This is a genomic window from Acetobacter sacchari (assembly GCF_017377715.1).
Taxonomy (GTDB): Bacteria; Pseudomonadota; Alphaproteobacteria; order Acetobacterales; family Acetobacteraceae; genus Acetobacter; species Acetobacter sacchari.
This window is the reverse complement of the sequence record NZ_JAFVMF010000013.1, coordinates 106898-133013: the sequence shown is the minus strand read 5'-3', so window position 1 is coordinate 133013 and position 26116 is coordinate 106898. Positions and strand designations below refer to the sequence as shown.

General features: G+C 61.4%; 23 protein-coding genes. 6 read left to right on the top strand and 17 right to left on the bottom strand.

Going from position 1 to position 26116, the window contains the following annotated elements; genetic code table 11:
- Positions 1-582: 582 nt before the first annotated feature.
- The gene (locus tag J2D73_RS13170; RefSeq protein ID WP_207881986.1) at positions 583-2205 is read left to right on the top strand and encodes an ABC-F family ATP-binding cassette domain-containing protein; all 1623 of its coding nucleotides are present in this window, start codon (positions 583-585) and stop codon (positions 2203-2205) included.
- Positions 2206-2543: 338 nt separating this feature from the next.
- Here the strand turns inward: J2D73_RS13170 and J2D73_RS13165 are convergent, their stop codons facing one another.
- Positions 2544-2738 carry a hypothetical protein gene (locus tag J2D73_RS13165; protein ID WP_207881985.1) on the bottom strand — a complete coding sequence of 65 codons (195 nt, stop codon included), beginning with the start codon at positions 2736-2738 and terminating at the stop codon, positions 2544-2546.
- Positions 2739-2814: 76 nt separating this feature from the next.
- On the opposite strand from J2D73_RS13165, the gene J2D73_RS13160 reads away from it, so the two are divergent.
- Entirely contained in the window at positions 2815-3984 is a 1170-nt protein-coding gene (locus J2D73_RS13160) for an MFS transporter (protein WP_207881984.1), read from the top strand.
- Here J2D73_RS13160 and J2D73_RS13155 read toward each other — a convergent pair.
- From J2D73_RS13155 to J2D73_RS13115, 9 genes are all read right to left on the bottom strand, one after another.
- The gene (locus J2D73_RS13155; protein WP_086644304.1) at positions 3964-4245 is read right to left on the bottom strand and encodes a SelT/SelW/SelH family protein; all 282 of its coding nucleotides are present in this window, start codon (positions 4243-4245) and stop codon (positions 3964-3966) included. The genes J2D73_RS13160 and J2D73_RS13155 overlap by 21 nt on opposite strands.
- A gap of 75 nt (positions 4246-4320) precedes the next feature.
- Positions 4321-4992, bottom strand: a complete 672-nt coding sequence (locus J2D73_RS13150; protein WP_207881983.1) for a flavin reductase family protein — start codon at positions 4990-4992, stop codon at positions 4321-4323.
- Between the two features lie 109 nt (positions 4993-5101).
- On the bottom strand, positions 5102-7696 hold the full coding sequence (locus J2D73_RS13145; RefSeq protein WP_207881982.1) for an MMPL family transporter: 2595 nt from the start codon (positions 7694-7696) through the stop codon (positions 5102-5104).
- 407 nt (positions 7697-8103) lie between these two features.
- On the bottom strand, positions 8104-8910 hold the full coding sequence (gene truA / locus J2D73_RS13140) for a tRNA pseudouridine(38-40) synthase TruA (protein ID WP_207881998.1): 807 nt from the start codon (positions 8908-8910) through the stop codon (positions 8104-8106).
- A gap of 38 nt (positions 8911-8948) precedes the next feature.
- Entirely contained in the window at positions 8949-9878 is a 930-nt protein-coding gene (fmt, locus tag J2D73_RS13135; RefSeq protein ID WP_207881981.1) for a methionyl-tRNA formyltransferase, read from the bottom strand.
- Positions 9879-9965: 87 nt separating this feature from the next.
- The gene (gene def, locus J2D73_RS13130) at positions 9966-10517 is read right to left on the bottom strand and encodes a peptide deformylase (protein ID WP_207881980.1); all 552 of its coding nucleotides are present in this window, start codon (positions 10515-10517) and stop codon (positions 9966-9968) included.
- A 109-nt stretch (positions 10518-10626) separates the two neighbouring features.
- Positions 10627-11832 carry a glycosyltransferase family 4 protein gene (locus tag J2D73_RS13125; protein WP_207881979.1) on the bottom strand — a complete coding sequence of 402 codons (1206 nt, stop codon included), beginning with the start codon at positions 11830-11832 and terminating at the stop codon, positions 10627-10629.
- Between the two features lie 323 nt (positions 11833-12155).
- Positions 12156-12641, bottom strand: a complete 486-nt coding sequence (locus J2D73_RS13120; RefSeq protein WP_207881978.1) for a hypothetical protein — start codon at positions 12639-12641, stop codon at positions 12156-12158.
- A complete protein-coding gene (locus J2D73_RS13115) occupies positions 12642-13730 on the bottom strand; it encodes an AI-2E family transporter (protein ID WP_207881977.1) in 1089 nt (362 codons plus the stop codon).
- A gap of 166 nt (positions 13731-13896) precedes the next feature.
- Between J2D73_RS13115 and J2D73_RS13110 the strand changes: the two genes are divergently transcribed.
- On the top strand, positions 13897-15114 hold the full coding sequence (locus tag J2D73_RS13110; RefSeq protein ID WP_207881976.1) for an MFS transporter: 1218 nt from the start codon (positions 13897-13899) through the stop codon (positions 15112-15114).
- Between the two features lie 512 nt (positions 15115-15626).
- Positions 15627-16319 carry an aquaporin Z gene (gene aqpZ / locus J2D73_RS13105; RefSeq protein WP_341535091.1) on the top strand — a complete coding sequence of 231 codons (693 nt, stop codon included), beginning with the start codon at positions 15627-15629 and terminating at the stop codon, positions 16317-16319.
- A gap of 299 nt (positions 16320-16618) precedes the next feature.
- On the opposite strand, the gene J2D73_RS13100 is transcribed toward aqpZ, so the two are convergent.
- Positions 16619-17083, bottom strand: coding sequence for an Lrp/AsnC family transcriptional regulator (locus J2D73_RS13100; protein WP_408736844.1), 465 nt, complete (start codon positions 17081-17083; stop codon positions 16619-16621).
- Between the two features lie 157 nt (positions 17084-17240).
- On the opposite strand from J2D73_RS13100, the gene J2D73_RS13095 reads away from it, so the two are divergent.
- Complete coding sequence (locus J2D73_RS13095) at positions 17241-18257, top strand: 1-aminocyclopropane-1-carboxylate deaminase (RefSeq protein WP_026398425.1); 1017 nt, start codon at positions 17241-17243, stop codon at positions 18255-18257.
- A 169-nt stretch (positions 18258-18426) separates the two neighbouring features.
- Here J2D73_RS13095 and J2D73_RS13090 read toward each other — a convergent pair whose 3' ends face one another.
- Positions 18427-19323 carry an SDR family oxidoreductase gene (locus J2D73_RS13090; protein ID WP_207881973.1) on the bottom strand — a complete coding sequence of 299 codons (897 nt, stop codon included), beginning with the start codon at positions 19321-19323 and terminating at the stop codon, positions 18427-18429.
- Between the two features lie 80 nt (positions 19324-19403).
- On the opposite strand from J2D73_RS13090, the gene J2D73_RS13085 reads away from it, so the two are divergent.
- The gene (locus J2D73_RS13085) at positions 19404-20270 is read left to right on the top strand and encodes a helix-turn-helix transcriptional regulator (protein ID WP_207881972.1); all 867 of its coding nucleotides are present in this window, start codon (positions 19404-19406) and stop codon (positions 20268-20270) included.
- A 28-nt stretch (positions 20271-20298) separates the two neighbouring features.
- Here J2D73_RS13085 and J2D73_RS13080 read toward each other — a convergent pair whose 3' ends face one another.
- Genes J2D73_RS13080 through J2D73_RS13060 form a run of 5 tightly spaced genes read right to left on the bottom strand, consistent with a single transcriptional unit; the run spans position 20299 to position 26095 of the window.
- A complete protein-coding gene (locus J2D73_RS13080) occupies positions 20299-21780 on the bottom strand; it encodes a M81 family metallopeptidase (protein ID WP_207881971.1) in 1482 nt (493 codons plus the stop codon).
- A gap of 45 nt (positions 21781-21825) precedes the next feature.
- Positions 21826-22188, bottom strand: coding sequence for a RidA family protein (locus J2D73_RS13075; protein WP_026398420.1), 363 nt, complete (start codon positions 22186-22188; stop codon positions 21826-21828).
- A gap of 23 nt (positions 22189-22211) precedes the next feature.
- Positions 22212-23258, bottom strand: coding sequence for a D-TA family PLP-dependent enzyme (locus tag J2D73_RS13070; RefSeq protein ID WP_207881970.1), 1047 nt, complete (start codon positions 23256-23258; stop codon positions 22212-22214).
- Positions 23259-23283: 25 nt separating this feature from the next.
- A complete protein-coding gene (locus J2D73_RS13065) occupies positions 23284-24630 on the bottom strand; it encodes a GntT/GntP/DsdX family permease (RefSeq protein ID WP_207881969.1) in 1347 nt (448 codons plus the stop codon).
- Between the two features lie 37 nt (positions 24631-24667).
- Positions 24668-26095 (bottom strand): M20 family metallopeptidase, encoded by a 1428-nt coding sequence (locus J2D73_RS13060; RefSeq protein ID WP_207881968.1) that lies wholly within the window; start codon positions 26093-26095, stop codon positions 24668-24670.
- Positions 26096-26116 lie beyond the last annotated feature (21 nt).

The window sequence follows — 26116 nt, the reverse complement described above, 5'->3', positions numbered from 1 at the left end:
AAAAGCCTAAAATCACCAGACAAGAGTATCAATCAAGGGTTCTTCGATCCCTCCAGATGACAGAATCGAAAAAAATTTCTTTTTTTGGCAAATTTTTTGTGATTCTATCATCGCGTCGACATAAGGCGCAGGCTGACCAGATATTGTTTTGATATTTGTGGCTCTCTGTTCCTGAAAGGGGTCGGCGCGGGTGTGTAGTTAAAGGCAACGTATAACGCTGCTCGCTTTGCCCCAAAACGCCGAGCGAAACCCGTCACCCAAAACCATTAGCGCCTGCCCATCGAGCCTGAAACCAGGACGCTGCGCCTTCTCCAATCAACAAATCCCCGACCCGCCGTCCCGATAATAAGCCTCCTGTTGCCGGTCAACGGCGTAGCAACGTCAGTCCTGCCGGCGTCAGGCCGGTGTAGCTGCGTTTTCTCGATCAGAGCCGGTGGCGACGGGAGCGCTTGTAGCCTCATTCGGCGCCGATGCGCTTGAGGCGCCGCCGTGGCGTGCGGAAGGACCTTGCAGTTTACGGCGCACCGGGCGTGGGTAATAAGGGCGCTCCCGTTTCTAATCGTACCATGCGCCTGAGGCCCAATGATCCGTCTCGACAATATCAGCAAGCACAATGGCCACCGCGTCATCTTCATCGAAGCGACAGCAGCGCTCCAGAGAGGCGAAAAAGTAGGGCTGGTTGGGCCTAATGGTGCCGGTAAGACGACGCTGTTTCGGCTGATCACCGGGCAGGAAGAGCCCGACGAGGGGCAGGTTCTGGCTGATCGGGGCGTCTCGATCGGGTTTTTCAATCAGGACGTTGGAGAAATGGCAGGCCGGAGCGCGGTCGCCGAGGTCATGAATGGGGCGGGGCCCGTCGCTGAGATCGGCGCCGAACTGACGGAACTGGAAGCCGCGATGGCGGATCCAGAGCGGCTCGACGAACTGGACGCTATTCTTGAGCGCTTCGGGGAGGTGCAGGCCCGATTCGAGGAACTGGGCGGGTACGCTCTTGACGGCCGTGCGCGGGAGGTTTTGCACGGTCTGGGGTTCAGCCAGACGATGATGGATGGCGACGTCGGTCGGCTGTCCGGCGGGTGGAAGATGCGGGTGGCGCTCGGACGCATTTTGCTGATGAAGCCGGATGTCATGTTGCTTGACGAGCCCAGCAACCATCTCGATCTGGAAAGCCTGATCTGGTTGGAGCAGTTTCTGGCGGGATACGACGGCGCCCTGCTGATGACCTCGCATGACCGGGCCTTCATGAACCGAATCATCAACAAGGTCATCGAAATCGACGGAGGCGCCCTTACCAGCTTCACCGGCGATTACGAATTTTATGAGCAGCAGCGCGCGCTGAATGAAAAGCAACAGCAGGCGCAGTTTGATCGCCAGCAGGCGATGCTGGCGAAGGAGGTTGCATTTATCGAACGGTTCAAGGCGCGCGCGTCCCACGCGGCGCAGGTGCAGAGCCGAGTGAAGAAGTTGGACAAGATTGACCGCGTTGAGCCGCCGAAGCGGCGCCAGACACTGTCTTTCACCTTTCCGCAGGCGCCGCGTTCTGGCGACGCTGTCGCAAACATGCGCGGCGTGGACAAAAAATACGGTGATCGCATCATCTATCAGGGGTTGGACCTGTTGATTCGGCGGCAGGAGCGGTGCTGCGTGCTGGGGGTCAATGGCGCCGGTAAATCGACTTTGCTGAAGTTGGTGACGGGCACGACGGAACCTGATGCCGGTACGGTGACGCTCGGCGGCAGCGTGAAAATGGGATACTTCGCGCAGCACGCCATGGATCTTCTCGACGGCGACAGGACGGTGTTCGAGACTCTAAACGACGCGTTTCCGCTGGCCGGGCAGGGATCCTTGCGAGCGCTTGCTGGCGGTTTTGGATTTTCTGGCGATGACGTGGACAAGAGTTGCCGCGTTCTGTCGGGCGGAGAAAAGGCGCGGCTGGTGATGGCGCTGATGCTTTATGACCCGCCGAATTTTCTGGTGCTCGACGAACCGACGAACCATCTCGACATCGCCACAAAGGAAATGTTGATCTCAGCGCTATCGGATTACGATGGGACGATGCTGTTCGTGTCGCATGACCGTCATTTTCTGGCCGCCCTCTCGAACCGTGTAATGGAACTGACCCCCGAGGGTATTCATCGCTATGACGGTGGTTATACAGAATATGTGGCGCGGACCGGACGCGAAGCGCCGGGGCTTCATGAGTGAAATTGCATGCGGCTTTGGGGCGCCGCTCCCTAACGTAAGATTTTCGAAAAGGGATGGTATGTATTGGTTTCGTGACGTGAAGGCGTTTGCGCCCCGAATATTTTTTATTCTCCGAGTTTGTTGTGATCATAAGCTCACGCGGGACGTGTTTTTCTCGTTATAGAAATATAATTTCTTCTAGGATGTGGTCGATTTTTATCGATATTTTCCAAAATTGCATTGTGCAAGAATTTTTCTTCTAAAAAAGTAATTTCGCCAATTTATATGATTTGAATGGTATATTTTCGAAGATATTTTCATATATTTGAAATATATTCTTTGTGTATTTTGTAAATAAGTTATATTTCTCCCATAAATGGCCGCGTCATCTTGCGGTCGGAAACGTTTTTGGTGGAATTATTTTGTGAAAAAGACGAATATTTATAAAATAGAACGGTATAGCGCAGGGTTGATTGTTTTGCACTGAAATCTCTATTGCCGCTCACTTTGAGGCGAGCCCAAAGTTCCGCTGGGGTTTCAGTTTGCTCCGCCATTGGTTACGATCGACGCAGGCGCGTCGTTCCATGCGCTGGTTGCGCAGAACCGCATCGTTCAGGAGACATCGACGACATGAATACACGCCTCGCCCTTCTGGCTCTGGCGGTGGGTGCGTTCGGCATCGGCACGACAGAGTTCTCGCCAATGGGTCTCCTGCCCGTGTTGTCGACGGATCTTCATGTCTCGGTCCCTGCTGCGGGAATGTTGGTGACGGCCTATGCGCTCGGCGTGATGGCGGGCGCACCCGTGGTGACGCTGCTGTTGGCCCGGTTTCCGCGTAAGGCGTCTCTGGTGGCGTTGATGGGTGTTTTCACCGTCGGCAACGTCATGTCCGCTTTGGCGCCAGGATACGACACGCTTCTCATTGCCCGCGTGGTGACGAGTCTTGCGCATGGCGCGTTCTTCGGTCTCGGCTCGATTGAGGCCGCCAGCCTTGTAGCGCCCGCGCGTCGAGCGAGCGCGATCGCCAGCATGTTCATGGGACTGACGATCGCCAATATCTTCGGCGTACCGACGGCGACCTGGGTCGGGGAGGCAATCGGCTGGCGCATGGCGTTCGGCGCCACCGCCGGGCTTGGCGTGCTGGCGATGGCGATGGCGCAGCTTGCTCTGCCGGCTGGCGGCGAAGGTAAAATGCCTGCCGTCAGACAGGAGCTCCGGGTGCTTGTCAGGCCAGAGGTGCTGCGCGCGCTGGCGACCACAGTCATGGGCGCGGGAGCCATGTTTACGCTCTACACCTATATCGCCCCGGTGCTGGCGCATGTGACGGGAGCGGGAGATACGTTCATCACGGCGATGCTGGCGCTTGTGGGCGTGGGCTTCAGCATCGGTAACGCCATCGGCGGGAAAATGGCCGACAGGGACTTGACGCGCAGCACCACCCTGTTTCTCGTTGGTCTGGGGGTGATCATGCTGGCGCTGCCTTGGGCGGCGCTGACGCATGTTGGCGCAACGATTGCGATCTTGCTGTGGGGCGCGGCGACATTCGCTTTGGTCCCGCCGTTGCAGATGCGCGTGATGCAGGCGGCTCATGAAGCTCCGGGGTTGGCCTCTTCGATCAACATTGGCGCATTCAATATGGGCAACGCGCTTGGCGCGGCTCTCGGCGGCGCTGTTCTATCGGCCGGGTTCGGTTTTCCGGCGGTCTCTTACGCCGGGGCGGCGCTGACTTTGGTTGGGTTGGCGTTAGTCTGGATGGGGCGGTCGCGTGGCGGCAGTCGCTCAGCGGTCGACGTGGCCTAAATCCCGATCGGGTGCGATCACGTCGCGTACGCGTTGCTTCAGTTCTTTTGGTCCCGGAAAACCGCCGTCACGTTTGCGCTCCCAGATCACCATGTCATCGACGGTGATCTCGAAGCGTCCCCCCGTGTCGGGGATCAACGCCACCTCGCCGAGAGATTGTCCGAAAGTCGACAGTAACTCCTGCGCCATCCATCCGGAGCGGAGAAGCCAGTTGCATTGCGTGCAGTAACGGATCGCGATCCGCGGGGAGGAGGCGGTCATTCCGGGTGTCCTTGAAACGAGCAGGCCTTTCGTTCCCGAAGGCCCGGTCGATGAATGAATATCACCCTTGGGCTATCAATCTGTGACGTGGTGCCCGTCCAGCAGCTTTGTCAACTCATCCCCCTGAGGGCGTCGCATCTGAAACAGCGAGTCCGTCCGGATTTCATAATAATCTGCAGGACCGCCCGCGCGTAGGACCGGTCGCGCCGCGACCGTATCGTAAACGCCACTGGCGACCAGATCTGCGCGGATATGCGCTTTCACTACCTCGCCGAACGTCATCCACGTCTCAAGCGCGCGCCCATCCGCGTCCTTTAACTGGACCATCTGCGTAAGGCGGCATTCGAACTGGACCGGACTGTCGGCCACGCGCGTCGGGCGGACGATGTCCGACGGCGTTGACCGTATATGACCGAGCGCGAACTCCGAGACGTCAGGCGGAACGACGGCCGACGTGATATTCATGCGCTCGGCCAGAGTGCGGGTGACAAGGTTCCAAACGAACTCCCCGGTTTTCTCGATATTCGCCACCGTGTCTTTCCATCCGGTGCTGGAGAAGCCGATTATGGGCGGCGTATAGTTGAAGGCGTTGAAGAAACTGTAGGGCGCGAGATTGGGAGCGCCGTCCGGGGAGAGCGTCGAGATCCAGCCGATCGGGCGGGGTCCGACGATCGCGTTGAACGGATCATGTTTCAGGCCATGCCCTTCGGCCGGGACATACGAGTGGAACTGGTCGCTCTCGGTCATATCGATCCTCCGCCTTGTAGGCGGGAGCGGAAAACTTGCTCCCGTCGCGTGTCAGTTCGAACTCGGCGCCTGCGCGTCGGGCGGCCCTTTGCCTTTGAATCGACTGGCTTCAGTGATCGTCGATCGGGCGTTTCGGCAAAAGCGCCGGGATGAAAAACAGCGTCGCCGCTAGTGTGCAGGCAAGCGAAAGCAGCAGAAGGCGGCCCATGCTGGCGGTTCCGGGGTGGTGCGACAGGGCCAGCGAACCGAACGCCGTCGCCGTCGTGAACGCGGAGAATACGACAGCGCGCGCAGTGGGGGAGGAGAGCGGCGCCTTCACGCCGGACCGCCAGTTCATCACGAAGTAGATGTTGAACGACACGCCAACGCCCAGCAACAGCGGCAGCGCGATGATGTTGGCGAAGTTCAGAGTCTCCGGAACACATACGATCAGGATCAGCGTCATCAACGCGGACATCGCCAGCGCCGCCAGCACCAGTGCGGTGTCGAGCACGCGGCGCAACGCGCCGAACAGGATGACGGCAATCATCACGAACGCCGAGACAGCCGCAACAATGAACGAGTGAACGATGGTGCGTGCGCTTTCGACGATGTCGATGGCGGACCCGGTGGCTTCAGGTTCGACCTGCTGCACGGCAGTGACGAATTTGTGCAGTGCGCCGGTGTTGGACATCACGCCCTTCGGGTGAACCTCGACGAGCGCCCGTCCGTCCGGCAGCAGGTAGTCTCTGGTGATTTCCGCAGGCACGTCCTTGATCGTCACCGGCGTTGCGGAAAGAACGTCCTGCAGCGTCTGTAACTGCGTAGGGAGAAAACGGACGAGGGCGGCGTTGGTCCGCAACAGCAAATCGTCGTTCGCCTGCGCAAGCTTCGCTAGAGCCGCCTGGATGCGTCGTAAAGGATCTTTCGCATCGAGATTGCCCGTTACTTTGCCCAGGGACGCAGCGGTCTCCTGTGCTGAGGCGCGGATTGCTGCAGCGTCTGGCGCCGGCTTGGGGTTGGGGACGACGATCGTCGGCAGCAGGATTTGTGCCGCGTCCGCAATAAGGGCCAGCTTCGTGTCCTGATCGTCGGGCACGTAGGAGCCGAGCCACATCGCGTCATGCACCTCTGGCAGCGTGGAGAACTTGTCCGCCATGGTCTTCGCCGCATCAAGATTGGGGGCGAGATATTCCGCGCTGTATGGCGACGACATCGGGTTGCTCATCAGCAGATGCAGCGTCCGCATGCCCTCGGAATGCGGGTCTTTTGTATGCAGAGGATCACCGTCAAAGCTCAGGTGCGGAGCCAGAAACAGGCCGAGCGCGGCGAGCGCGCCGAACAGTCCCAGAATTGGCCCGCGCCAGCGGCGGATGGCCTGATCGAGAGGACGAAGCTGCTGATATCCTGTAAGCGGCAGGTCCACGCGCGGCTGGAAGATGCGCAACAGCGCGGGCAGCAGAGCCACGGTGCAGACGAACGCGACGATCATGCCGACGCCTGCAATCAGCCCCAACTGGGCTACGCCCTCGAAAGCGGTGGGCGTGAAGGCCAGGAACCCGGCGGCAGTAGCCAGAGACGCAACGAGAATCTGGTGCCCGGTCTCCCGCCCGGTGAAGAGCAGCGCCTCCTCGATTCCGGCTTCGCCACGGGCTGTCGGGTGTTGCCCTCGAAAGCGCACGCAGAACTGGATGGCGAAATCCACCGCGATGCCGACAAAGAGAATGGCGAAAGCGACGGAGATCAGGTTCAGCGTGCCGACGGCGATAGCGGCAAAGCCGGTCGTGAGAAGAAGACCCATGACAAGCGTGATCACGATGGGCGCAATGATGCGCCATGTGCGCACGGCCAGCATCAACCAGAGCGTGACGAGGGCGAGGGAGCCGAGGAGACCAGCGACCATCCCCTGAGCCACCGTCGCGAATTCCTCGTCGTCGATCTGCACTTCGCCGGTGATGTAAACGTGTGCGTCGCCCGCTTTGACGAATTCAAGAGAGTTGGCGGCGTCCCGCATGGCTTTCGACGGCTCTCCACCCGGCTGCAGGGAGCCGTAGTCGAGCTTGGGCTGCGTAATGACGAACTGATAACGGCCGGAGAGATCGCTCAGCCCCCCGGCGAGCAGTTTCTGCCAGGACAGCAATTGCGGACGCCCGTCAGCGGCGGCTTCAAGATTGCCTGCGAACCCGTCGAGCGCGGACTGAAAGCCTTTCAGATTGGCCTGTCCGCGCTTGACTCCTTCGGCGATCAGGCCAAGCGCATCGAACAGGCCACGCGACGAAGGATCGGCGGCAAGCGCGCCGAGGAACGGCTGTGCGGCGACGGTGTCGTCCAGAACCTTCTCCAGCGGCTTGGGATCGAGGAACATCAACCCGTTGCGGTTCAGGTAGGGATTGTCGTCAGGCAGCCGCACGTAATTGAAATGCGTATGGTCGGTCGACAGCCGCGCCGCCAGTTCACGAGCGGCCGCGCGTCCTTCTTCAGGCAGCTTCGCCTCGATCACCGCGACGAGCAGATCGTCCTTCTGGGGAAACAGCTTGCTTAGCCGGTCGGAACGCTGTTTCCAGGCCAGTTTGTCGGAGAGCATTTTGCTGGTGTCGGTTGTAACGCCAAGATGGGTCATTGTGACCCATACGGTTCCCGAACCGAGCAGTAGGAACACCAGAAGGACGATCCATGCGCGCCGGGCGCATGTGACGATGAAGCTGCCCAGAATTGACGAGATCATTGCGGTGCGTTCGAGCCCCTGCCATTGGCTGACCGGTCTCCGTCAGGACGGGGAGGCTGGCCGCTGGATGAGGGGCGAAAAGACCGCCCCGGTGCGAATTGAGTGTCGTTTCCTTTGACGCAATGCGCTCTGCGGCGCAAGCGCGCGAAGGCGTGCGCACATGGCCTGACGCCGTTGTGTGCTGATTGCGGAGATTCCGGACGCCTCCCGATCTGACGTCTGCGTAGCGCGATATCTTGATCGTGCATCGTCACGATCCTCACGGCTCTCTGTTACTATGGCGACCAGGTAGGATGGATTTCGAAGGCGGGGCTAGTCATACGCGCCAAATGGCTGCTTACGGGCCAAGGAGAGCTGAGGCGACTGCGCAGAGTTGGCGACGCTGCGAAGTATCTGACGTCCTTACGTCAGGAGGCGTCGAGCGTCTGGCGGAGTATATTCGCGCCAGCAGTGGCGAACGGATCCGGATCGTATCCCACGCCGATCAGGGCGAGACCGTCTGGCGGCGCAGTGGGACCGCCTTTGCTCCGGTCGCGGGCGTCGAGCGCTTGCCGCACTCGTTCTTCCGGCCAGCGTCCACAGCCGACCATCTGAAGCGTGCCAACGAGATTGCGAACCTGATGATGCAGAAAGGACCGAGCCTCGACCTCAAACAGGATCATCTCGCCATCGCGGCGCACGTCCAGACGATCAAGCGTTCTTAACGGGCTTTTCGCCTGGCAACTCGACGCGCGGAACGTGCTGAAGTCGTGCCGCCCAAGCAGCGTCTGCGCAGCCCGGCGCATGGCGTCAGCGTCCAGCGGGAACTTGACGTGCCACACCTGTCCGGCGTCGAGTGCCGGGCGCGTTGATCGGTTGAGGATGCGGTAGCGATAGCGGCGGTTCAGGGCGGAGAAGCGCGCGTTCCAGTCGAGCGAGACCGGGGCTGCGTCCAGCACAGCGACCGGATGCGGCTTCAGGTGGAACGACAGTCCGTCCCGCACGGCTCGCGCGTTCAGTTGGAGGGAGCCGGGGAAATCAAGATGCGCCACCTGTCCACTGGCGTGGACGCCTGCGTCCGTACGCCCGGCAGTCACGCTGGCGACGTCACGACCGCCGCTCAGGCGGGAGGCTGCGTCTTCGAGAAGCGATTGAACCGAGACGCCGCTCGCCTGCCGCTGCCAGCCGACGAACGCACCTCCGTCGTACTCCAGCAGCACCGCCCAGCGCTGAATGTCGGGCGACGTTTCAACGACGTCTGTGGGCGCCGTCATCAATGTGTCCCGAGGCGTGCGCCCGCAGGAAGCGGCTGCCCGCGCAGAAAGGCTTCGGCGTCCATCATGCCGCGTCCGGGGCGCTGGATGCGCAGCAGACGCAAGGCCCGCCCGTCGCCGCAGGCGATCGTCAAATGGTCGTCGAGCGCCTCGCCGGGCTGCGCCGCCGCAACGCCGTCGGGGAAGGGAGCCGGTTTCGCCTCGCCGATCTTCAGAACAACGCCATCCAGAGTCGTGAACGCGCCCGGCCAGGGAGTCAGCGCCCGGACCTGCCGGTCGATTTCGGCGGCGGTGCGCGTCCAGTCGATGCGTCCGTCCTCGCGCGTCAGACGTGCGGCGTAAGTGACTCCGTCTTCCGGCTGGACGACGGCGCTTGGCATCTCGCGCAAAGTTTGGACGACCAGACGCGCGCCCATAGTAGAGAGCGCGTCATGCAGCGTCGTCGCTGTGGTGTCGCCAGTGATCGGGGTTGAGGCATGGAGCAGCATGGGGCCGGTGTCGAGGCCCGCCTCCATTTGCATGATGGTGACGCCGCTTTCGCTGTCTCCTGCGAGAATGGAGCTCTGGATCGGTGAAGCTCCGCGCCAACGTGGAAGCAGGCTGGCGTGGATGTTGAGGCACCCGAAGCGCGGCGCCGCGAGCATGTCGGTAGGCAGAATCAGGCCGTAAGCCGCCACAACGGCGACGTCGAGGTCGAGCGCCGCAAACGCTTGCCTTGCCTCGGCGTCGCGCTTGAGAGTGAGAGGGCTGCGAACCTCAAGCCCCATCGCCTCAGCCGCCACCTGGACCGGCGACGCGCGAAGCGCCTGCCCTCGGCCGGCCGGTCGAGGGGGCTGAGTATAGACGGCGGCGATTTCGTGTCCGGCGTCATGCAGCGCATGGAGCGCGGGCACGGCGAAGTCGGGAGTGCCCATAAAGGCTATGCGCATGGTGCAAGGTCTCCTGACTGGACGCTGGTCGGGCTGGAGGCGGGGGGTGTCGGTCCGGCGTTCTCGCGATCCGCGGGCGCCGACAGTTCAGCCGCGTTTGGCTTTCTGTTCCTTGGCGAGGCGGCGCAGAATCATGTTGCGACGCAGAGCGGACAGGTGGTCGACAAACAACACGCCATCGAGGTGATCGATTTCATGCTGGATGCATGTCGCGAGCAGGCCATCCACGTCGCGCTCAATCTGTTCGCCCGCCAGCGACATGTAACGCACGCGCACGGCTTCAGGCCGCACGACTTCGGCATACTGGTTGGGCAGCGAGAGACAGCCCTCCTCGCGGGAGTGCAGGACTTCGCTTTCGGAGATGATTTCGGGATTGATCAACACGATCGGTTCGCGCGCGTCTTCCTCGCCGAGGTCGACGATCGCATAGCGCATGCTGATCCCGATCTGTGGCGCGGCCAGGCCGATGCCCGGCGCCTGATACATTGCGGCGAACATTCCCGGCAGACCTTCGCGGAGCGTCGCCATATCTTCCGGGCGCACCACCCGGCCTTTCTGGCGAAGCACGGCTTGGGGCGCGATCAGGATGGGCGTCGCCTGCGCCGTTGCGGCGGCCCCGGAGAAATCGGCTTCATTCATAGGGAGGCGATGTAGCGATCCTGAGCGCGATTGACCAGTGGCGACAGGACCGCCGCGATCATCTGTACATTCGCCCTGCGCGCTGATCTCATGTGTTGCGGGTCTGGTTTTAAGAAACCGCCGCTCTGCGCCGTTCGTCACTGACTTCACGCAACACGGACATGAGAGCGTCACCCGCGCGTCGCCATGTGTATCGCGCAGCCCGCCGACGTCCGGCTGCCGCTCGGTGCTGGCGAATCTCCGGGTCTTCGGCAAGGCGCCGGATCGCCTCCACCCATTCTCGGGGATCGTCGGGCGAGGCATAGAGGACGTCCTCGCCACAGAGGCCAGGAAGCGCGCCTGCACGACTGACGATCGCGGGACACCCGATCAGCATCGCTTCCAGCGGAGGGAGGCCGAACCCTTCGGTTATGGACGGAAGGGCGAAGCACAGCGCAGCCTCCATCAGCGCACGCACTTCTTCGTCGGCCACGAATGAGAGGCAGCGCGTGTTGGGCGGTAGCGGGTGGCCGGAACGCGCAAAATCGCTTGGGGAGGCGGGGCCAAACAGAACCAGGTCGAGATGCGCCAGACGCGGATCTGAAAAAGCACGGATCAACGTGCCGATCCGCTTGTGTGGCTGCGCGCTGGCAAGAGCGAGCACAAATGGTCGCGAGCCGATCCTTCGCAGCACATTTCGGTCCGGTCTTACACGTAGAACGTGATCTACGCCGTTCGGTATCACCCGGATGCGTTCTGTCGGCGCCACATCCCATCGGACCAATTCCTGCGCTGAGAAATCCGAAACCGTTAGAACGCGCAGGCTGCGTCTTCCCAGAGCCGGGAGCAAAGCGCGATAGAACCGCCCGAACCCTGTCGTGTAGGATTCTGGCGTTATGAAGGTCTGCGCGTCGTGGATCATGGTGATCATTGCGGGATGCAGCGCCGGACCAAGATTACACAGGTTGAGAAGCAGATCTGTGCGAGTTTGCCGAAGTAGCGTCACCTGTTCCCACACTTGCCCCGAGACGCCGCGCGCCGACATGCCTGAGGTGGGAATGGAGCTGTTTATCGACGCCGGGTAGCCGCGTCCCGGCGTGCGGAAAAGCGGTCCACCGCCGACGACTTCTGCGATCTCATCAGCGCGTTCGCCCAGTTCGCGGCTGAGTTCGAGCCCAACCCTGTGAACGCCTGTCAGGTATCCCGACAGGAACTTGCCGTTGACGGAGAGGTTTCGCCAAGGGCGGATTGCACGAGATGTGCAGGAAACTGGTTGGCTGTTCAGGCTGATTATCGAATTTTCTGTGAAAGCGCGTTGGGGCTGCGGCAGTGTCATGCAGATAAACCCCGCCCGGAAACTACTCGGACCGGCACCGGGAACCGACGATCAGGCCCGTCGAAATCGCTCCCGACGCCTGCGATCGCTCCAACACAGATCCATGTGTCAGTTCACAACCTTGGTACCCAGACGGGAAAGGTTCGTGTCTGCATGGCGCCAAACGGGTGGGGCAGCCCACTGCCGTTTAGGAACCCTTCAGGCCCGCGCCTCCCGACGTCGCCTGACCCACCGTATCATTAATGACTCAATGAGGAATATATCAGACAATGTTTGTCAAATATATTCGCCTCGGGGCGCAGGGGGAGCCTATTGCGAGCGTCTCACCACTTGATGGGATCGTATTTGGTGGCGTCGTCCTGATCGTAGATGAGATTGAGCCTTTTCTCTCCGCTTCCTGCGTAGCGGCAGACGGCCTGATTCGTGCGCGTCGCCGTGGGGGAGGCCGAAGGCTGGCTGTCGGCCACCGAAGTCGGTACGGGCATGCACAGATACCACACGCGCCCGTGCGAGCCGCCGGGCTCGCTGACCGCGAAGGATGACGCTGCGACGACCGGCAGGGTGCCGTCTCCGCGCGGCGGCGTGTAGTGCAGCTTAATTCTGCCGGTGACGTCGGTGTAGTAATCGAGACCGCAGCCTTGGATGAAGTGCTCCAGAGTCGGTTCGCGAAGCAGCAGGTCGTCGGGTTTTTGCTGCATGCACGCGTAATCGATCTGCTCCGGCGTCATCTGACAGCCAGCGAGAGACGCGCCGCCAAGCGTCAGAAGGATAGCCGCAGTAAATTTATGCGTCGGTCGCGGTAGGCGCATTCATATACGTTCCTTCTCGTCCAGTTTGGGCGTCAGCCGGTCGCCGACCGCAAGCAGGGCCGCGGTCAATGGAGAGGCGAGCATCAGGCCGGGAAAACCGAAGATCCCACCAAACAATGTCTGTGAGAGCACCGTCACGGCTGGCGGCATCTTCACGGCATGGCGCTGAATCAGGGGCGCCATGACGTTACCCTCAAAGAATTGTACGACCGCGTAAAGAGCGGCGACCATCGCTGTCTCACGCAGACCAAGCGAGAGTGCGAGGAGGAGGGCGGGGACGGCGCCCATGATCGCCCCAATATACGGGATGAAATTGCAGAGCGCTGCGAGGCAGCCCAATCCGAAGGCGAGCGGCACGCCGATCAGCCACAGCCCGAAGCCGGACAACAGCCCCACCACCGCCATGTCGAGCGCCTGACCCGCGACCCACGCCCACAGCGTGTCGGCTGCGGCGATCATCACTTCACGGCCCTTGTCGCGCCATTGGAGAGGGACGAGGCGCAGAATTCCGTTGGCGTAGAGCGATGGATCGGCGGCGAAATAAAGACCGGCGATCACGACGACGGCGATCGTGCCAAGCGCGCCGAACGCAGACCCAAGAAAACCGGTCATCGAGCCGGCGATGCGGGTGCTGAGCGATTCGAAGCTGCCGCCCTGAGATCCGCCCATCGACTGAGGCAGATACTGGATCAACAGTCGCCCTTGTGGCCAGGCTTCAAGTTGGCTGCGCAAGGCGGACGCCTGCGTGACCAGAGCGTCGCGCAGTTTTGAGAACTGGGCTGCGATATCGGAGCCGCTGGTCCAGCCTACCGTGACCAGAATGAGCAGCAGCCCGAGGGTGACGAGCGCCAGCGCTGCGCCATGAGGAAGCTTCGTGTGACGCGCCAGCACCCGTGCGAGCCCGTGCAGCACCACGGCGAAGAGGGCCGAGGCGAATACGACCATCAGAACGTCGCCGATGAGCCAGATTGCAAGCATTACCGCGGCTGCGATCAGGGTGAGGCGCAGCATTCTGCTTATGCTGACGGTGGCTTCGCTTCCGGACTCGCCGTGCGGCGTTGAAGCGTTGTTGGACGAAGATGGGGTCATGAGGATATGGGGTGTCCCGATAGGTGAGGCGATGCATCGTCGATTTTACAGGCGCCCGCAGCGTCGACGACGGTGGAGTCGGGCGGTTATCGGAACGTATGCGCAACGCCGCGGTTTTAGTTGGTAGCGGTACAGGCGCTTTTTGCAAACAGGTATGGAGAGAGGGATGACGGCTTCCGCCGCGAAGCAGGTCAAGACGACGACGGGCCACGCCTTGCCGATTCTCTCCCTCGCTGTGGGGACCTTTGGCATAGGCACCGGCGAGTTCGCGATGATGGGGCTGCTTCCCGACGTCGCGCGCTCGATGGACGCCTCGATTCCGCAATGCGGAAACATCGTCAGCGCGTACGCCATGGGCGTCGTTGTCGGTGCGCCGATTATTTCGCTGGCGTCCGCGCGCATGTCGCGCAAACAGGCGCTGATCCTGCTTACCCTGTGGTTCGCCGTGACCAACATTTTGGGGACGTTGGCGCACAGCGTTGGCGCCCTCGAATTCTGGCGTTTTCTGGCTGGTTTGCCGCACGGCACATTGTTCGGAGGCAGCGCGTTGACCGCCGCAAGTCTGGTGGCGGAGGGGCGGCGCGGAAAGGCGGTTGGGCATGTGTTCGCGGGGCTGACTGTCGCCAACGTGGTTGGCGCGCCTCTGGCGAGTTTGATGGGCGAGTATCTGAGCTGGAGAGTCGCTTACCTTCTGGTGGGAGCGATCGCCCTGATCGCGGCGTTCATGATCTGGCGCTTCATTCCGCGGGACGATCCCCGACCGGGGCATTCTCTGCTTGGCGAACTGCGGGCGTTCGGTCGTAAGCAGATATGGTACGTGCTGGGCGTGGTGATGCTCGGCACCGGCGGGATGTTCTGCGTCTACACTTATGTCTCCGCCGCGCTGCTGCATGTTACGCACGTCCCGCTGTGGAGCATCCCCCTGTTCCAGGCGCTTTGGGGCGTGGGCATGGTCGTGGGGGCCTATGTCGGAGCCAGCGCCATCGACCGCAATCCGCTCGGGGCCACGATCGGCGCATTCTTCTGGAATGTCGTCACCCTGTCGCTTTTTGCGTTCGCATTGCCGCATCTCTGGTCCGTTACGATCATTATCTTCCTGCTCGGCGGCACGATCGCGTTGGGGCCAGCGATGCAGATGCGTTTGATGGTAGTCGCCGGTGATGCGCAGACCATGGCGGCTTCCATGAACCATGCGGCGTTCAACCTTGCCAATGCGTTGGGGGCGTGGGTGGGGGCGTTCGTTCTCGCGTCCGGCTTCGGCTACGCGGCAACAGGTTGGGCCGGGGGCGGTATCGCAGTTATGGGGCTGTTGCTGTTCTTGCTGTCGATACGCGGCGAGCCCAGGCTGAAAAGCCAAGCCGATCCGGCCGTGCGCTTTCACTGAGCGTCTTGCTGACGCGAAGGAAGTCGCACGTTAATGCGTGCGATGTTTCCGAATGTTCGAATTGGCGCGACAAGCGGGCTGGTGGTGGAGCGCGTGGTGTCGTGGCGCACGTTTTCTGCAAGCTGACGGAACGCGTAAGCGTTTAAGGCGCAGAAAGCCTTATTGCTGCAGAAAACACCGGACGATGCGCTGCTTGTAAGTTCAGATGTTGCGCGTCCGGAGCCGTTGTGAGGGCGTTGAACCGTGCGCCGACGCGACCGAGACGTTTTTTCAAACAAGAAACGAGCACAGTGACGCAGAGGCGGTATTGAGGGAGCCGGATTCCGGTCGACGCCATTTTCGCGTGATCTGAATGTCGCGAAGGGCGTCAAGTCCCCATTGTATCAATACTTGGACTGTGGGTAGTAGGTCAAAAACAGTTATCGACATATTTTTGACTGTTTTTTATAACGAATATGAAACCGGGTTATTTCCCAAGTTATTGTAACATTATTGAAATACAGGAGCGCGTTGTGCGCAATAAATTGGCGGCTGAATTTTTCGGTACGTTCTGGCTGGTGTTTGGAGGATGTGGCAGCGCGTTGATTGACGCCGCTTTCCCCAATCTGGGTATAGGTTTTCTGGGTGTGGCTCTGGCGTTCGGGTTGACCGTGCTGACCATGGCCTATGCCGTGGGCGGCATTTCTGGCGGTCATTTCAATCCGGCTGTGTCGTTGGGCGCTGCTGTCGGCGGCAGATTGCCTTGGAAAGATCTGGTTCCGTACTGGGTGGCGCAGGTGCTGGGCGGCGTTGTCGCGGCCTCAGTGCTATATGTCATAACCACCGGACGACCGGATTTTGTAGTCGGTTCTTTCGCGTCAAATGGTTATGGGGATCTTTCCCCCGGTCACTACAGCCTGACCGCTGCGTTCGTAACCGAACTGGTTCTTACGGCAGGATTCCTTATCGTTATTCTGGGATCGACTGCGAAAACGGCGCCCTCCGGGCTGGGGCCGCTGGCGATCGGTTTTTGCCTGACGCTGATCCATCTTGTGTCCATTCCGGTCACAAACACGTCTGTAAATCCCGCACGTTCTCTCGCCGTTGCAGTCTATGCCCAGACTGGCGCTCTCGGTCAGCTTTGGCTTTTCTGGACTGCGCCCTTGCTCGGCGGCGCGTTGGGGGCGGTTATCTGGAAATACCTGATCAGTTCTGACGGCGAGTAACGCAAAAAACCTTTACGGGGCGCGCCGTGTCCGGGCGCGCCTACGATCCCTGGGCAAAAGGCCTTGTCGGCGCATGTCTCCGCTAAGGATCGCTGACCGTTTGTGTGAACAAGATGGCGGCTTTTGGCGTGTCAGGCCGTGTCCCGAGATGCCTGCGCCGCCTTGATCTCGTGGCGAGACAGCCGGTCCCTTTCAGTAGAGCGTTTCTTCTTTGGCGACGTCGTCACCCGGTTGCTGCTCATAGGCGGCCAGAGTGGGGTGCCCGGAGCCGCTCTCCGATAGAGATTTCGACGAAAAACTCAAATATCGAGCGGCCTGTTGTCGACGACTTCCTTCATGACGAAGAACGTCCGGGTCTGACGGACGCCGGGCAACGCGATCAGGCGCGCAGCGTGCAGTCGGTTGAAATGCTCCATATCCCGCACGCGAATTTTCAGAAAATAATCGAAGTCGCCAGCGACCAGATGGCAATCCAGCACTTCCGGCGTCTCGCTGACCGCCTGTTCGAACGCAGCGAAACTGTCGGAGGTGGAACGATCCAGAACCACGCCCACCATGGCGAGAGTCGACAGATCGACCGCGGCGGGCGCGACCTGCGCCCGCACGGCGCGGATGCAGCCTGCGTCAAACAGGCGCTGCGTCCGCCGGTGGCAGGTCGCAGCGCTTATATTCACTTTGCGGGCGAGGTCGGCATTGGCCATGCGGCCGTCCTTCTGCAGCAGGCGCAGAATGCGGCGATCAGTCCGGTCAAGCTCTTCGGTCATGAAAGATTGTTCCATATTTACGGAAATATTTTCGCATATTGATCCATAATTTGAAAATTATGTAGTGAAATAAGAAAAAATATGACAAATTTCGAAAGCACATTTCGTCTCGTTTCTGGCATGACTTGACGGGTTCACGCAATCACGAGGCCCCGAGATGCTCAACTTGTCCCGCTTCGAGCGGTATCCGCTCACCTTCGGTCCGACGCCCATCGAGTTCCTGCCGCGTCTGACCGAGCGCCTCGGCGGTGACGTGCAGATCTACGCGAAGCGCGAAGATTGCAATTCCGGCCTCGCCATGGGCGGAAACAAGCTGCGCAAGCTGGAATACATTGTGCCTGACGCCATCGCTTCAGGCGCCGACACACTGGTCTCCATCGGAGGCGTGCAGTCGAATCACACGCGTCTTGTCGCGGCCGTCGCCGCCAAGATCGGCATGAAGTGCCATGTGATTCAGGAAAGCTGGGTGCCGCATGACGATGCGGTTTACGACCGCGTCGGTAATATCCTGATGACGCGCCTGATGGGCGCCAATTCGCAACTGGTCGATGAAGGTTTCGACGTCGGCATCCGCGACAGCTGGTTGCAGGCTCTGGATGAGGTGAAAGCGAAGGGCGGCAAGCCTTACGCCATTCCGGCGGGGGCTTCCGTCCACAAATTCGGTGGTCTCGGCTATGTCGGGTTCGCCGAGGAAGTCCGGGCGCAGGAAGCTGAACTGGGCTTCAAGTTCGACTTCATCGTCGTCTGCACCGTGACCGGCTCAACTCACGCAGGGATGCTGGTTGGCTTCGCCGATGACGGTCGCGCGCGCCAGGTGATCGGCATCGACGCGTCTTTCACGCCAAGACCGGTGAAGGCCCAGGTTCTCGACATTGCGCAGAAGACGTCCGCGCTGGTCGACGGGCCGGAGATCGCCGGCGACGACGTGATCCTGATGGAAGATTACGCCTATCCGGCGTACGGCGTGCCGTCGAAGGAAACGGTAGAGGCCATGCGCCTTGCGGCGCAGACCGAAGCGATGATCACGGATCCGGTTTACGAAGGAAAGTCGATGCAGGGAATGATCGACCTCGTGAAGACCGGTTTCTTCCCGAAAGGCGCGAAAGTTCTTTACGCCCATCTGGGCGGCGCGCCTGCGATCAACGGGTATAGCTATACGTTCCGTAACGGCTGAATGAAGTCCGTTGCGGGGCGCCTCGGGTAGAGGTGATGCGCTCCGCAACGTAAAGACGGCGCCTGGGCCGCTACCGGGCAATGTCAGAATAAGTAATGCTCGATCTGTGTCGACGCGTTCGCAGAACTGAACGCGTCGGCTAGGCGATCATTTTGGAAAACCGAATTTCTTATTGAGATAAATTATAGTCCATCCGTTTCAGGTCGCTGATGATACCCGGCCCGGTGGGCTGCCAGCCCAGTCGTGATCGGGTCCATGCACTGGACGCGACCAGATCCATTCCCATAAACATTCCCAACCACCCGAAATGTTGTTGCGCCTGCTCGGGAGGCAGGGAGATTACGTCGACGCCCAGGCCTGCGCCGATGACAGTTGCGATCGCTTGCGCCGTGACGCCTTCTTCATCGACCGCATGATACCGCTCGCCAGCTTGTCCTCTCTCAAGCGCCAGCCTGTAGAGAGCCGCGACGTCGCGCACATGGGCGGCGGGCCAGCGGTTAAGACCCTCGCCGATATAGGCGGCGACGCCTTTTTCACGCGAAATTGCAATATAGGGGGTAACCAGCCCCTGCTTTACCGTGTCATGGACTTGCGGAAGCCGCACGATGCGAACGTCCGCTCCATCATCGAGCAGTCGCGCGCCTGTGACTTCGGAAATGACACGCGGGTTTTGGTGTGCGGCGTTGAAGACGCTTTCAAGTGCGGGTTGACCCGGCGCCGCCGCGCCTACGCCAGTGCCCGACGTGATGAGGAATGGCCGCCTTGAGCCCTTGAGTTCGGCGCCAAGCGCTTCGATGGCCCGTTTGTCTTTCTCGCAATTTGCGACGAAATTCGTGAAGTCGTGATCAAAGGCGGTGTGAATTACGCTGTCAGCCGTCGCCGCGCCCGCCTGCAGACTGCCGGGGTTTTCAATGTCGCCGCGATGTGGTTCGGCTCCAGCTTCAGCCAGCGCGCGCGCGCCAGCCTCCGACCGTGTGAGGCCGATGACCTGATGTCCGGCGGACAGAAGTTCGGTGACGATACGCGAACCGATGAAGCCGGTGGCGCCTGTGAGGAATACACGCATGGAAGAGCCTCCGTTGTTGCTCCCAATCGCGTCGTATTCTAATTTTCATCATGTAAAAGTAGTGACTTTATCATGGTATAATGATCAACAGGATCGGCGTGACGTTGGAGAACGAGAACAAACTGGGCGGTTTTCTACGCAATTGCCGGACCCGGCTGGACCCGGTCGCGCTGGGGTTTGCCGGCGGGCGAAGGCGTACGTCCGGGTTGAGGCGAGAAGAAGTCGCCCAACGGGCCAATATCAGTCCCACCTGGTACACATGGCTGGAGCAGGGGCGGGGAGGCGCGCCGTCGGAGGATGTTCTCAACCGTATCGCTGCAGGACTGATGCTGACGGAGAGCGAACGCGAGCATCTGTTCATTCTTGGTCTTGGGCGTCCTCCGGCCGCGCGTTACAGGGCGACAGACACAGTGACGCCCCGTTTGCAACGTGTTCTCGACGCGCTCACCACAAGTCCGACCATTATCAAGACTGCGACGTGGGACGTGATCGCATGGAACGACGCCGCAGCGGCGCTTTTGACCGATTATTCAAAAATACCGCGAGAGAAAAGAAATATTCTGCGCATTATGTTCGGAAATGCTCACGTCAGGAAAGCGCAGGATGACTGGCGCAGCGTCGCGCGATTCGTCGTCGGCGCCTTTCGGGCTGATGTGGCGCGGGCGGGAGCGCATGCAGAGATTACACAACTGGTCGAGGACCTGTCGCGCACGAGCCCGGAATTCGAGGCCTTGTGGCAGGAAACTGGCGTCGCCTCGCATGGCGAAGGCGTCAAACGTATCCATCATCCGGATGTAGGTATGATTGAACTTGAGTTTTCAAACTTTGCGATCGACGGGCGCCCCGATCTTGGAATGATAGTCTACAACCCGGCAACCAGCGACAGCGCGGATCGGATCCGCGCGCTTATCGTGGAGCGAGACAGGCGCTCGCGCGCAGAGGTGTGACCCACTATTTTATAAATTGATGGTCAATTCAGGCGCTGGCGGCATGTGGGTCGTCGACGATCGGCCAGAGCGGCCGCTTGACCTTGACGTAATCGGTGCGCCGCGCGTCGGAGGGGTAATGCGTGCCAGCGTCGACGTAGAAAATTTCGGAAGCGACGGGCCTGAACGCCGCATAGAAATGATTCGTCGATTTCACGACAAGGTATTTCTTCTGACTGATGTCGACCCCCAGGCCCGAGAAGATGTCCGGGTCAAACGTCTGGGTCCGGTTGGTGTTCAGGATGACGTCGGTGCATGTGCCTGCGATCCGTATCACTGCGGAGGGGCCGAGCGGCACCCGGCTCGCGCCAAAACTCTCCCATGCTTCATCAACAGCTTTCAGAACCGTTACGGTCGCGTCGATCGGGTCGCCGGCGCCGGGACCGCTTTTTCCGCCGAAGCGCAACCTGATCGTCGCCCCGTCGCCAGCGGCGAGGCAGAAAGTGACCGCGACAGGGTCCCAGATTGTGGCTACGCCGACATCGTCCATGCCCGCGTCAAGCATGGCCCGCAGGATCAGCGTGCCGTCTCCGGCGACGCCGCCACCCGGATTGTCCCACGTATCGGCCAGCACGACGGGCTTCGTCGCGTTGGCTGTAGCGCAGGCGCGCGCCAGTCGCAGGGCGTCGGGAATGTCATGTTGCGTCATGCGGGTGGAGCCCCGCATTGCGAACAGCTCCATACCCTTTTCCCGGGCGAGGCGGTCTCCAAGCGCCAGATCATTATCGGTCACGACCACAAGCCGCGCCCCCAGTTCCGGCACGTCTCCGGCAAGAAATCCGTGAATCAGCGATACGCTGAGCACAGAGCCGCGCCCTTCCATGGCGCGCAGGCTGTCGACAAAGCCCCTCATCGGTTGCTGGCTGGTTGGAAGCACGTCGATCATGCGGCAGTCGAAGACGGAGATGACCGGCTTGATCTGCAGGCGAACGGCGCGAAGTGTCAGGTCCACGACCTGTTCGGCGCGTTCGACGAAATCCGTATGCGGAAATTCAAGAAAAGCGTTCAGAATATTCAGATTTTCGACCCGTTTCGGGGTCAGGTGGCTGTGCGGATCGAACGTGGCGCCGACAATGACGTCCGGCCCGACGATTTCACGGACGCGCTCAGCCAGATCGCCTTCGCAGTCATCGTAGCCCTGTGCGACCATGGCGCCGTGCAGGCCGAGCACGACGGCGTCGACCGGCGCCGCTGCGCGAAGCTGATCGAGAATCTCGTCGCGCAGCGTTTCATAGGTCTGACGCTGCACCAGGCCGCCCGGCTCGGCCCATGTCGCCGTTCCCTCGACAAGTTCGAAACCCTCTTCGCGCGCACGCTCGCGCAGCGCCGGGAATACGGCGGAGCACAAGGTTGGCGTGGCCGGATGATGTCCGGGCGGCGCATAGAACGCGGCGATGAAGTTCGCGCGGTCGGTGGGGACGGGGGAGAACGTGTTTGTCTCTGTCGCCAGAGACGCGACGAACACCTTCATGAGCAGTCTATCCTGTTTTGGCGCAGGCCGGGCGTTGCCGACGAATCAGAGCGGCTTGTAGGCGATCGCCTCGATCTCGACCGTGATGTCGACCATCAGGCCAGCCTCGACCGTCGTGCGGGCAGGGGGTTCGGACGGAAAGAACGTGGCGTAGACTTCGTTGAACGCAGCAAAATCCTTCTTGTCGGTCAGGATCACGAACGTTTTCACGACGTCGGACATTTCACATCCGGCAAGCTTCAGCGCCGCTGAGACGTTTTCCAGAACGGTCTGGGTCTGCACACGCACGTCGCCGTTGACGATCGCGCCGTCCTTCACCGGAACCTGTCCCGATATGTAGACGAAGTCTCCCGCACGGACGGCGGGGGACAACGGCACGTGGGAGGAGCCGAACATTTTCTTGACCATGATGTTATCCTCTTTCTGGTTGGTCAGGACACGCGCCCGCGCGCTGCAACGGGCATGGCGTCTAGCACTCGTTCGCCGGACACGAGGTAAACCGTGTCGAACATGTTGCTGACGACGCAGGCGTGATTGGGGATGATGCGCACGCGCTCTCCGATCTCCGGCAGGCCGGATTCAGCGCGCAGCACGCCATGTTCTTCGCTGAGGCCGCTTAGCGTCGCATGTGGACAGGCTGGAATGTGGCCGAAACCCTCCATGCCAAGCAGATCGCTGGTGAGCGTCTTCGTGCCCGCGTCGATGACGGCGCGGTCGGGGCGCGGCTTGCTGACGACGGTGGCCAACACGCTCAGCGCGCAATCGTCCATGCTCGCCGCGCCGACGGCGACCTGCGAACGATCCATATAGACGTAAGTGCCGGGCCGGTATTCCGTCACGCCCGGGATAGTGTGCGCCTTCCACAGATCCGGCGTTCCGCCAGCGGACACGACGCGCACCGGAACGTCGGTGGCCTTGAACGCAGCGAGGGCGGCGGAGAGCCATGCCGCCATTTCCGCCGTCTTTCCTGCTGCGGGATAGGTCATCAACCCGGCGAAGCGAGCCCCGCCGCGCAGGGCCTGCGCCAGCGTCACGGCTTCTTCGGGCGTCTGGACGCCGCAACGACCGCCGCCGGTGTCGCATTCGATCAGCACGTCGAACGAAACGTCGGCCGCCTCCGCCGCGCGGTTGTATCCTTCGACGGTGTGGAGGCTGTCGGCGGCGACGGTAAGTTTGATCCGCCGCGCGAGCGTCGTCATGCGCGCAAGCTTGTCGAAGCCGATCAGATTGTAGCTGATCAGGATGTCGTCGAGTCCGGCGTCCGCCATCACTTCGGCTTCACCCAGCTTCTGACAGGTAATTCCCTTTGCCCCGGCCTCAACCTGCAAGCGGGCGAACGCGGGAATCTTATGGGTTTTGATATGCGGGCGAAGGGAGAAACCGTGCTGGTCCGCGTAAGCCTGCGCGCGGCCGATATTGGCCTTCATGCGGTCGACGTCGATCAGGACGCAGGGCGTGGGCAGGGAGTCGATGTTCATGACCGGAACCTTGGTTACGTGTGTTTCAGAAAAATGAGTGCATCGACTGGAAGGCGACGGCGCCAGCCAGAGCCATGAGCGAAATGCCCGTCTCGATGACCGACCATGTGATCAGGGTCTGACCGACGCTCATGCCCAGATACTCCTTGATCTGCCAGAATACCGGGTCCGTCACAGGTCCGAAAGCCACCGAACCGGCGCCGGTCGCCAACACCAGCGCTTCTGGAGCGACAAGACCGGTGTGCAGCGCGACGGGGGCGAGCACCGCCGCAGCCGTGCTCATTGCGACCGTAGCGGAGCCGGTGGCCAGTCGCACCACGGCCGCCAGCCCCCACGCCAGAAGCAGGATCGGCATTTTCCACGATACGGCGAGTCCCGTCAGCACGTTCGAGACGCCCGAATCGATGAGCGCCCGGCCGAAGCCGCCGCCTGCGCCGACAAGCAGCACCACGAACGCGATGGGGGCCAGACAGTCGTGCAGACGGTGCGCCATGTCGGCCCATGCGACGCCCCGGGCCAGCCCCAGGCTGACGCATGCGAAAATCGTCGCCGCGACCAGCGCGACGTCCGTGGAGCCGAGCAAGTCCCCGACCCAAGGCCCGATGCCGGAAGGCAGCGCGAAGCGGGCGATCTGCCCGACGAGAATGAGCAACACCGGGGACAGCACGACCAGAGCGCTCAGCCAGAACGGTGGTAATGGCCCGCGGTCGCCACGCTCCAGAAACTGCGCCTCCAGTGAACTCAGTCCCCGGATATGCAGGCGAGGGACGATAAAACGCGCGAAGACCGGGCCGGTAAGGACGGCGGTTGGCAGCATCACCACCGTTCCCAGAAGCAGCATCTTTGGCAGGCTGGCGTGATAAGCCTCCACCGCGATCATGATCGCCGGGTGCGGCGGCATGAGGGCGTGCGCGATGGACAGGCCGGAGGCGAGGGGGAGAGCGGCCAGAAGCAGCGGTTGCCCGGCTGCGCGGGCGGCGACGAACGCCAGCGGGGCGAGCAGGACGAAGCCCACGTCAAAGAAAACCGGCAACCCGACCAGCAGGCCGATGCACATCATCGCCCAATGGATGTTGCGCGGCCCGAAACGCGCAATCAACGTATCGGCGATCCGCTCCGCAGCCCCGCTCTCCGTGACGATTCGTCCCAGCATCGTGCCGAAGGCGATGATGAACGCGATATGCCCGAGCGCATGCCCGGCGCCGTTCTCGAACGAAGCGACGGCTGCGGTCGGCGCCTTCCCGGTGGCGAGGCCAATCAGCACGGCGACGCCGAACAGGGTGATGATCGGCTCCGCCCTGAAACGTGCGATCAGGATCAGCACGGCGGCGATCGAGAGCGCGCCGATGGTGATGATGTAAGCGGGGCTCATCGAGATGTGGTGTTCGTGACGGTCGAAAAATCGAAGGTCATGCTGCTTCGGGCGCCTTGCGGAGCGGGGGCTTTACCGAGTCCGGCATGGGGCAGATATACGGAGTGACGGCCATTGTCGATGCGTGCTCCGCTTTGGCTTTCGTGAGCAGGTTTTCATCGAGAATGGCGTCGAGCGCGGTTGCCGCCATGATCTTCGCTGTATGGATCATGCCTTTGTGTGCATGGGCGGTCTTCCCCTGCCCAGTCATCTGCCAGGAGTGAAGCTGCGTGCCGATGGCGCAGGTTGCGCCCCGCGCCTGCACGGTGGGTACGGCCCAGCTGACGTCGCCGACGTCGGTCGAACCGGCGGAACCGTCGCCTTCCGCACATGGCGGCGCGATGAGGTCGCACAACACCGCGTCCGGATCATAGGGAATCCCCATCCGGTTATAGGCGGCGAGGCGATCCGCCTGGGTGAGTGTGGCGACGAATTCGCTGGCCACGGCGCGGTCCGCGTCGTCGAATTGCGGCGCGCCGAGGCGTTCGAAATTGCGCTGCATCGCCTGTTCCAGCGGCGTGTTTCCCATCAGGTTCGAGACGGCGCTCACCACGGCTTCCGACACTTGCGTTTCCGTCATCATCGCAGCTCCGGCTGCGATCTTTCGAACGCGCTCGATCAGGTCGCGCAGTTCCGGCAGTGTTTCGGAGCGGATGAGATAACGGATCGTGACCCTCGATTGAACCACGTTCGGAGCGACCCCGCCCGCGTCGATATAGGCGTAATGAAGCCGCGCGCTTTGCGGCATATGCTCGCGCAGGTAATTTGCGCCGATATTCATCAACTCCGCCGCATCCAGCGCGGAACGGCCCAGATGGGGCGCCGCCGCCGCGTGGGAGGCCTTGCCGGTGAAGGTGAAGTCGATCCGCGTGTTGGCGAGAGAGCGCGGCGCATTGACGCCTGAGAATGAGGAGGGATGCCACGAAATGGCGATATCGACGTCGTCGAACGCGCCTTCCCGCACCATAAAGGTTTTGGCGGCGCCGCCTTCCTCGGCGGGACAGCCGTAGTAGCGGACGCGCCCTTTCACGCCGTGGGCCTTCAGGTAATCCTTCACGGCGGTCGCCGCCAACATGGCGGAGGAGCCGAGCAGGTTATGGCCGCAGCCATGCCCAAAGCCTGCGCCGGGAAGGGGCGAGGGGCTGCTGACGCCCGCTTCCTGGCTCAATCCCGGCAGCGCGTCATACTCGCCCAGAATCGCGATGACAGGGCCTTCTTCGCCAAACTCTCCAGTTACAGCAGTGGGAATTCCGGCGACGTCGCGCGTGACCTTGAAGCCTTGCTGCTCAAGCATGGCCGCGTGTTCGGCGACGGCCGCGAACTCGCCATAGGCCAGTTCAGGTTGATCCCAGATACGGTCGGACAGGTCACAGAACGCTGGGCCGAGTTCATCGACGCGGCTCCAGACTTCGTCGCTGTTACGCATGGCGGTTTTCCTCGATGATCA

Excerpts from the sequence above, each read along its gene's own strand:
- J2D73_RS13170 (WP_207881986.1), top strand. The coding sequence starts at position 583 with ATGATCCGTCTCGACAATATCAGCAAGCACAATGGCCACCGCGTCATC.
- J2D73_RS13165 (WP_207881985.1), bottom strand. The coding sequence starts at position 2,738 with ATGGCGGAGCAAACTGAAACCCCAGCGGAACTTTGGGCTCGCCTCAAA.
- J2D73_RS13160 (WP_207881984.1), top strand. The coding sequence starts at position 2,815 with ATGAATACACGCCTCGCCCTTCTGGCTCTGGCGGTGGGTGCGTTCGGC.
- J2D73_RS13155 (WP_086644304.1), bottom strand. The coding sequence starts at position 4,245 with ATGACCGCCTCCTCCCCGCGGATCGCGATCCGTTACTGCACGCAATGC.
- J2D73_RS13150 (WP_207881983.1), bottom strand. The coding sequence starts at position 4,992 with ATGACCGAGAGCGACCAGTTCCACTCGTATGTCCCGGCCGAAGGGCAT.
- J2D73_RS13145 (WP_207881982.1), bottom strand. The coding sequence starts at position 7,696 with ATGATCTCGTCAATTCTGGGCAGCTTCATCGTCACATGCGCCCGGCGC.
- fmt (WP_207881981.1), bottom strand. The coding sequence starts at position 9,878 with ATGCGCATAGCCTTTATGGGCACTCCCGACTTCGCCGTGCCCGCGCTC.
- def (WP_207881980.1), bottom strand. The coding sequence starts at position 10,517 with ATGAATGAAGCCGATTTCTCCGGGGCCGCCGCAACGGCGCAGGCGACG.
- J2D73_RS13125 (WP_207881979.1), bottom strand. The coding sequence starts at position 11,832 with ATGACACTGCCGCAGCCCCAACGCGCTTTCACAGAAAATTCGATAATC.
- J2D73_RS13120 (WP_207881978.1), bottom strand. The coding sequence starts at position 12,641 with ATGCGCCTACCGCGACCGACGCATAAATTTACTGCGGCTATCCTTCTG.
- J2D73_RS13115 (WP_207881977.1), bottom strand. The coding sequence starts at position 13,730 with ATGACCCCATCTTCGTCCAACAACGCTTCAACGCCGCACGGCGAGTCC.
- J2D73_RS13110 (WP_207881976.1), top strand. The coding sequence starts at position 13,897 with ATGACGGCTTCCGCCGCGAAGCAGGTCAAGACGACGACGGGCCACGCC.
- J2D73_RS13100 (WP_408736844.1), bottom strand. The coding sequence starts at position 17,083 with ATGACCGAAGAGCTTGACCGGACTGATCGCCGCATTCTGCGCCTGCTG.
- J2D73_RS13095 (WP_026398425.1), top strand. The coding sequence starts at position 17,241 with ATGCTCAACTTGTCCCGCTTCGAGCGGTATCCGCTCACCTTCGGTCCG.
- J2D73_RS13090 (WP_207881973.1), bottom strand. The coding sequence starts at position 19,323 with ATGCGTGTATTCCTCACAGGCGCCACCGGCTTCATCGGTTCGCGTATC.
- J2D73_RS13085 (WP_207881972.1), top strand. The coding sequence starts at position 19,404 with ATGATCAACAGGATCGGCGTGACGTTGGAGAACGAGAACAAACTGGGC.
- J2D73_RS13080 (WP_207881971.1), bottom strand. The coding sequence starts at position 21,780 with ATGAAGGTGTTCGTCGCGTCTCTGGCGACAGAGACAAACACGTTCTCC.
- J2D73_RS13075 (WP_026398420.1), bottom strand. The coding sequence starts at position 22,188 with ATGGTCAAGAAAATGTTCGGCTCCTCCCACGTGCCGTTGTCCCCCGCC.
- J2D73_RS13070 (WP_207881970.1), bottom strand. The coding sequence starts at position 23,258 with ATGAACATCGACTCCCTGCCCACGCCCTGCGTCCTGATCGACGTCGAC.
- J2D73_RS13065 (WP_207881969.1), bottom strand. The coding sequence starts at position 24,630 with ATGAGCCCCGCTTACATCATCACCATCGGCGCGCTCTCGATCGCCGCC.
- J2D73_RS13060 (WP_207881968.1), bottom strand. The coding sequence starts at position 26,095 with ATGCGTAACAGCGACGAAGTCTGGAGCCGCGTCGATGAACTCGGCCCA.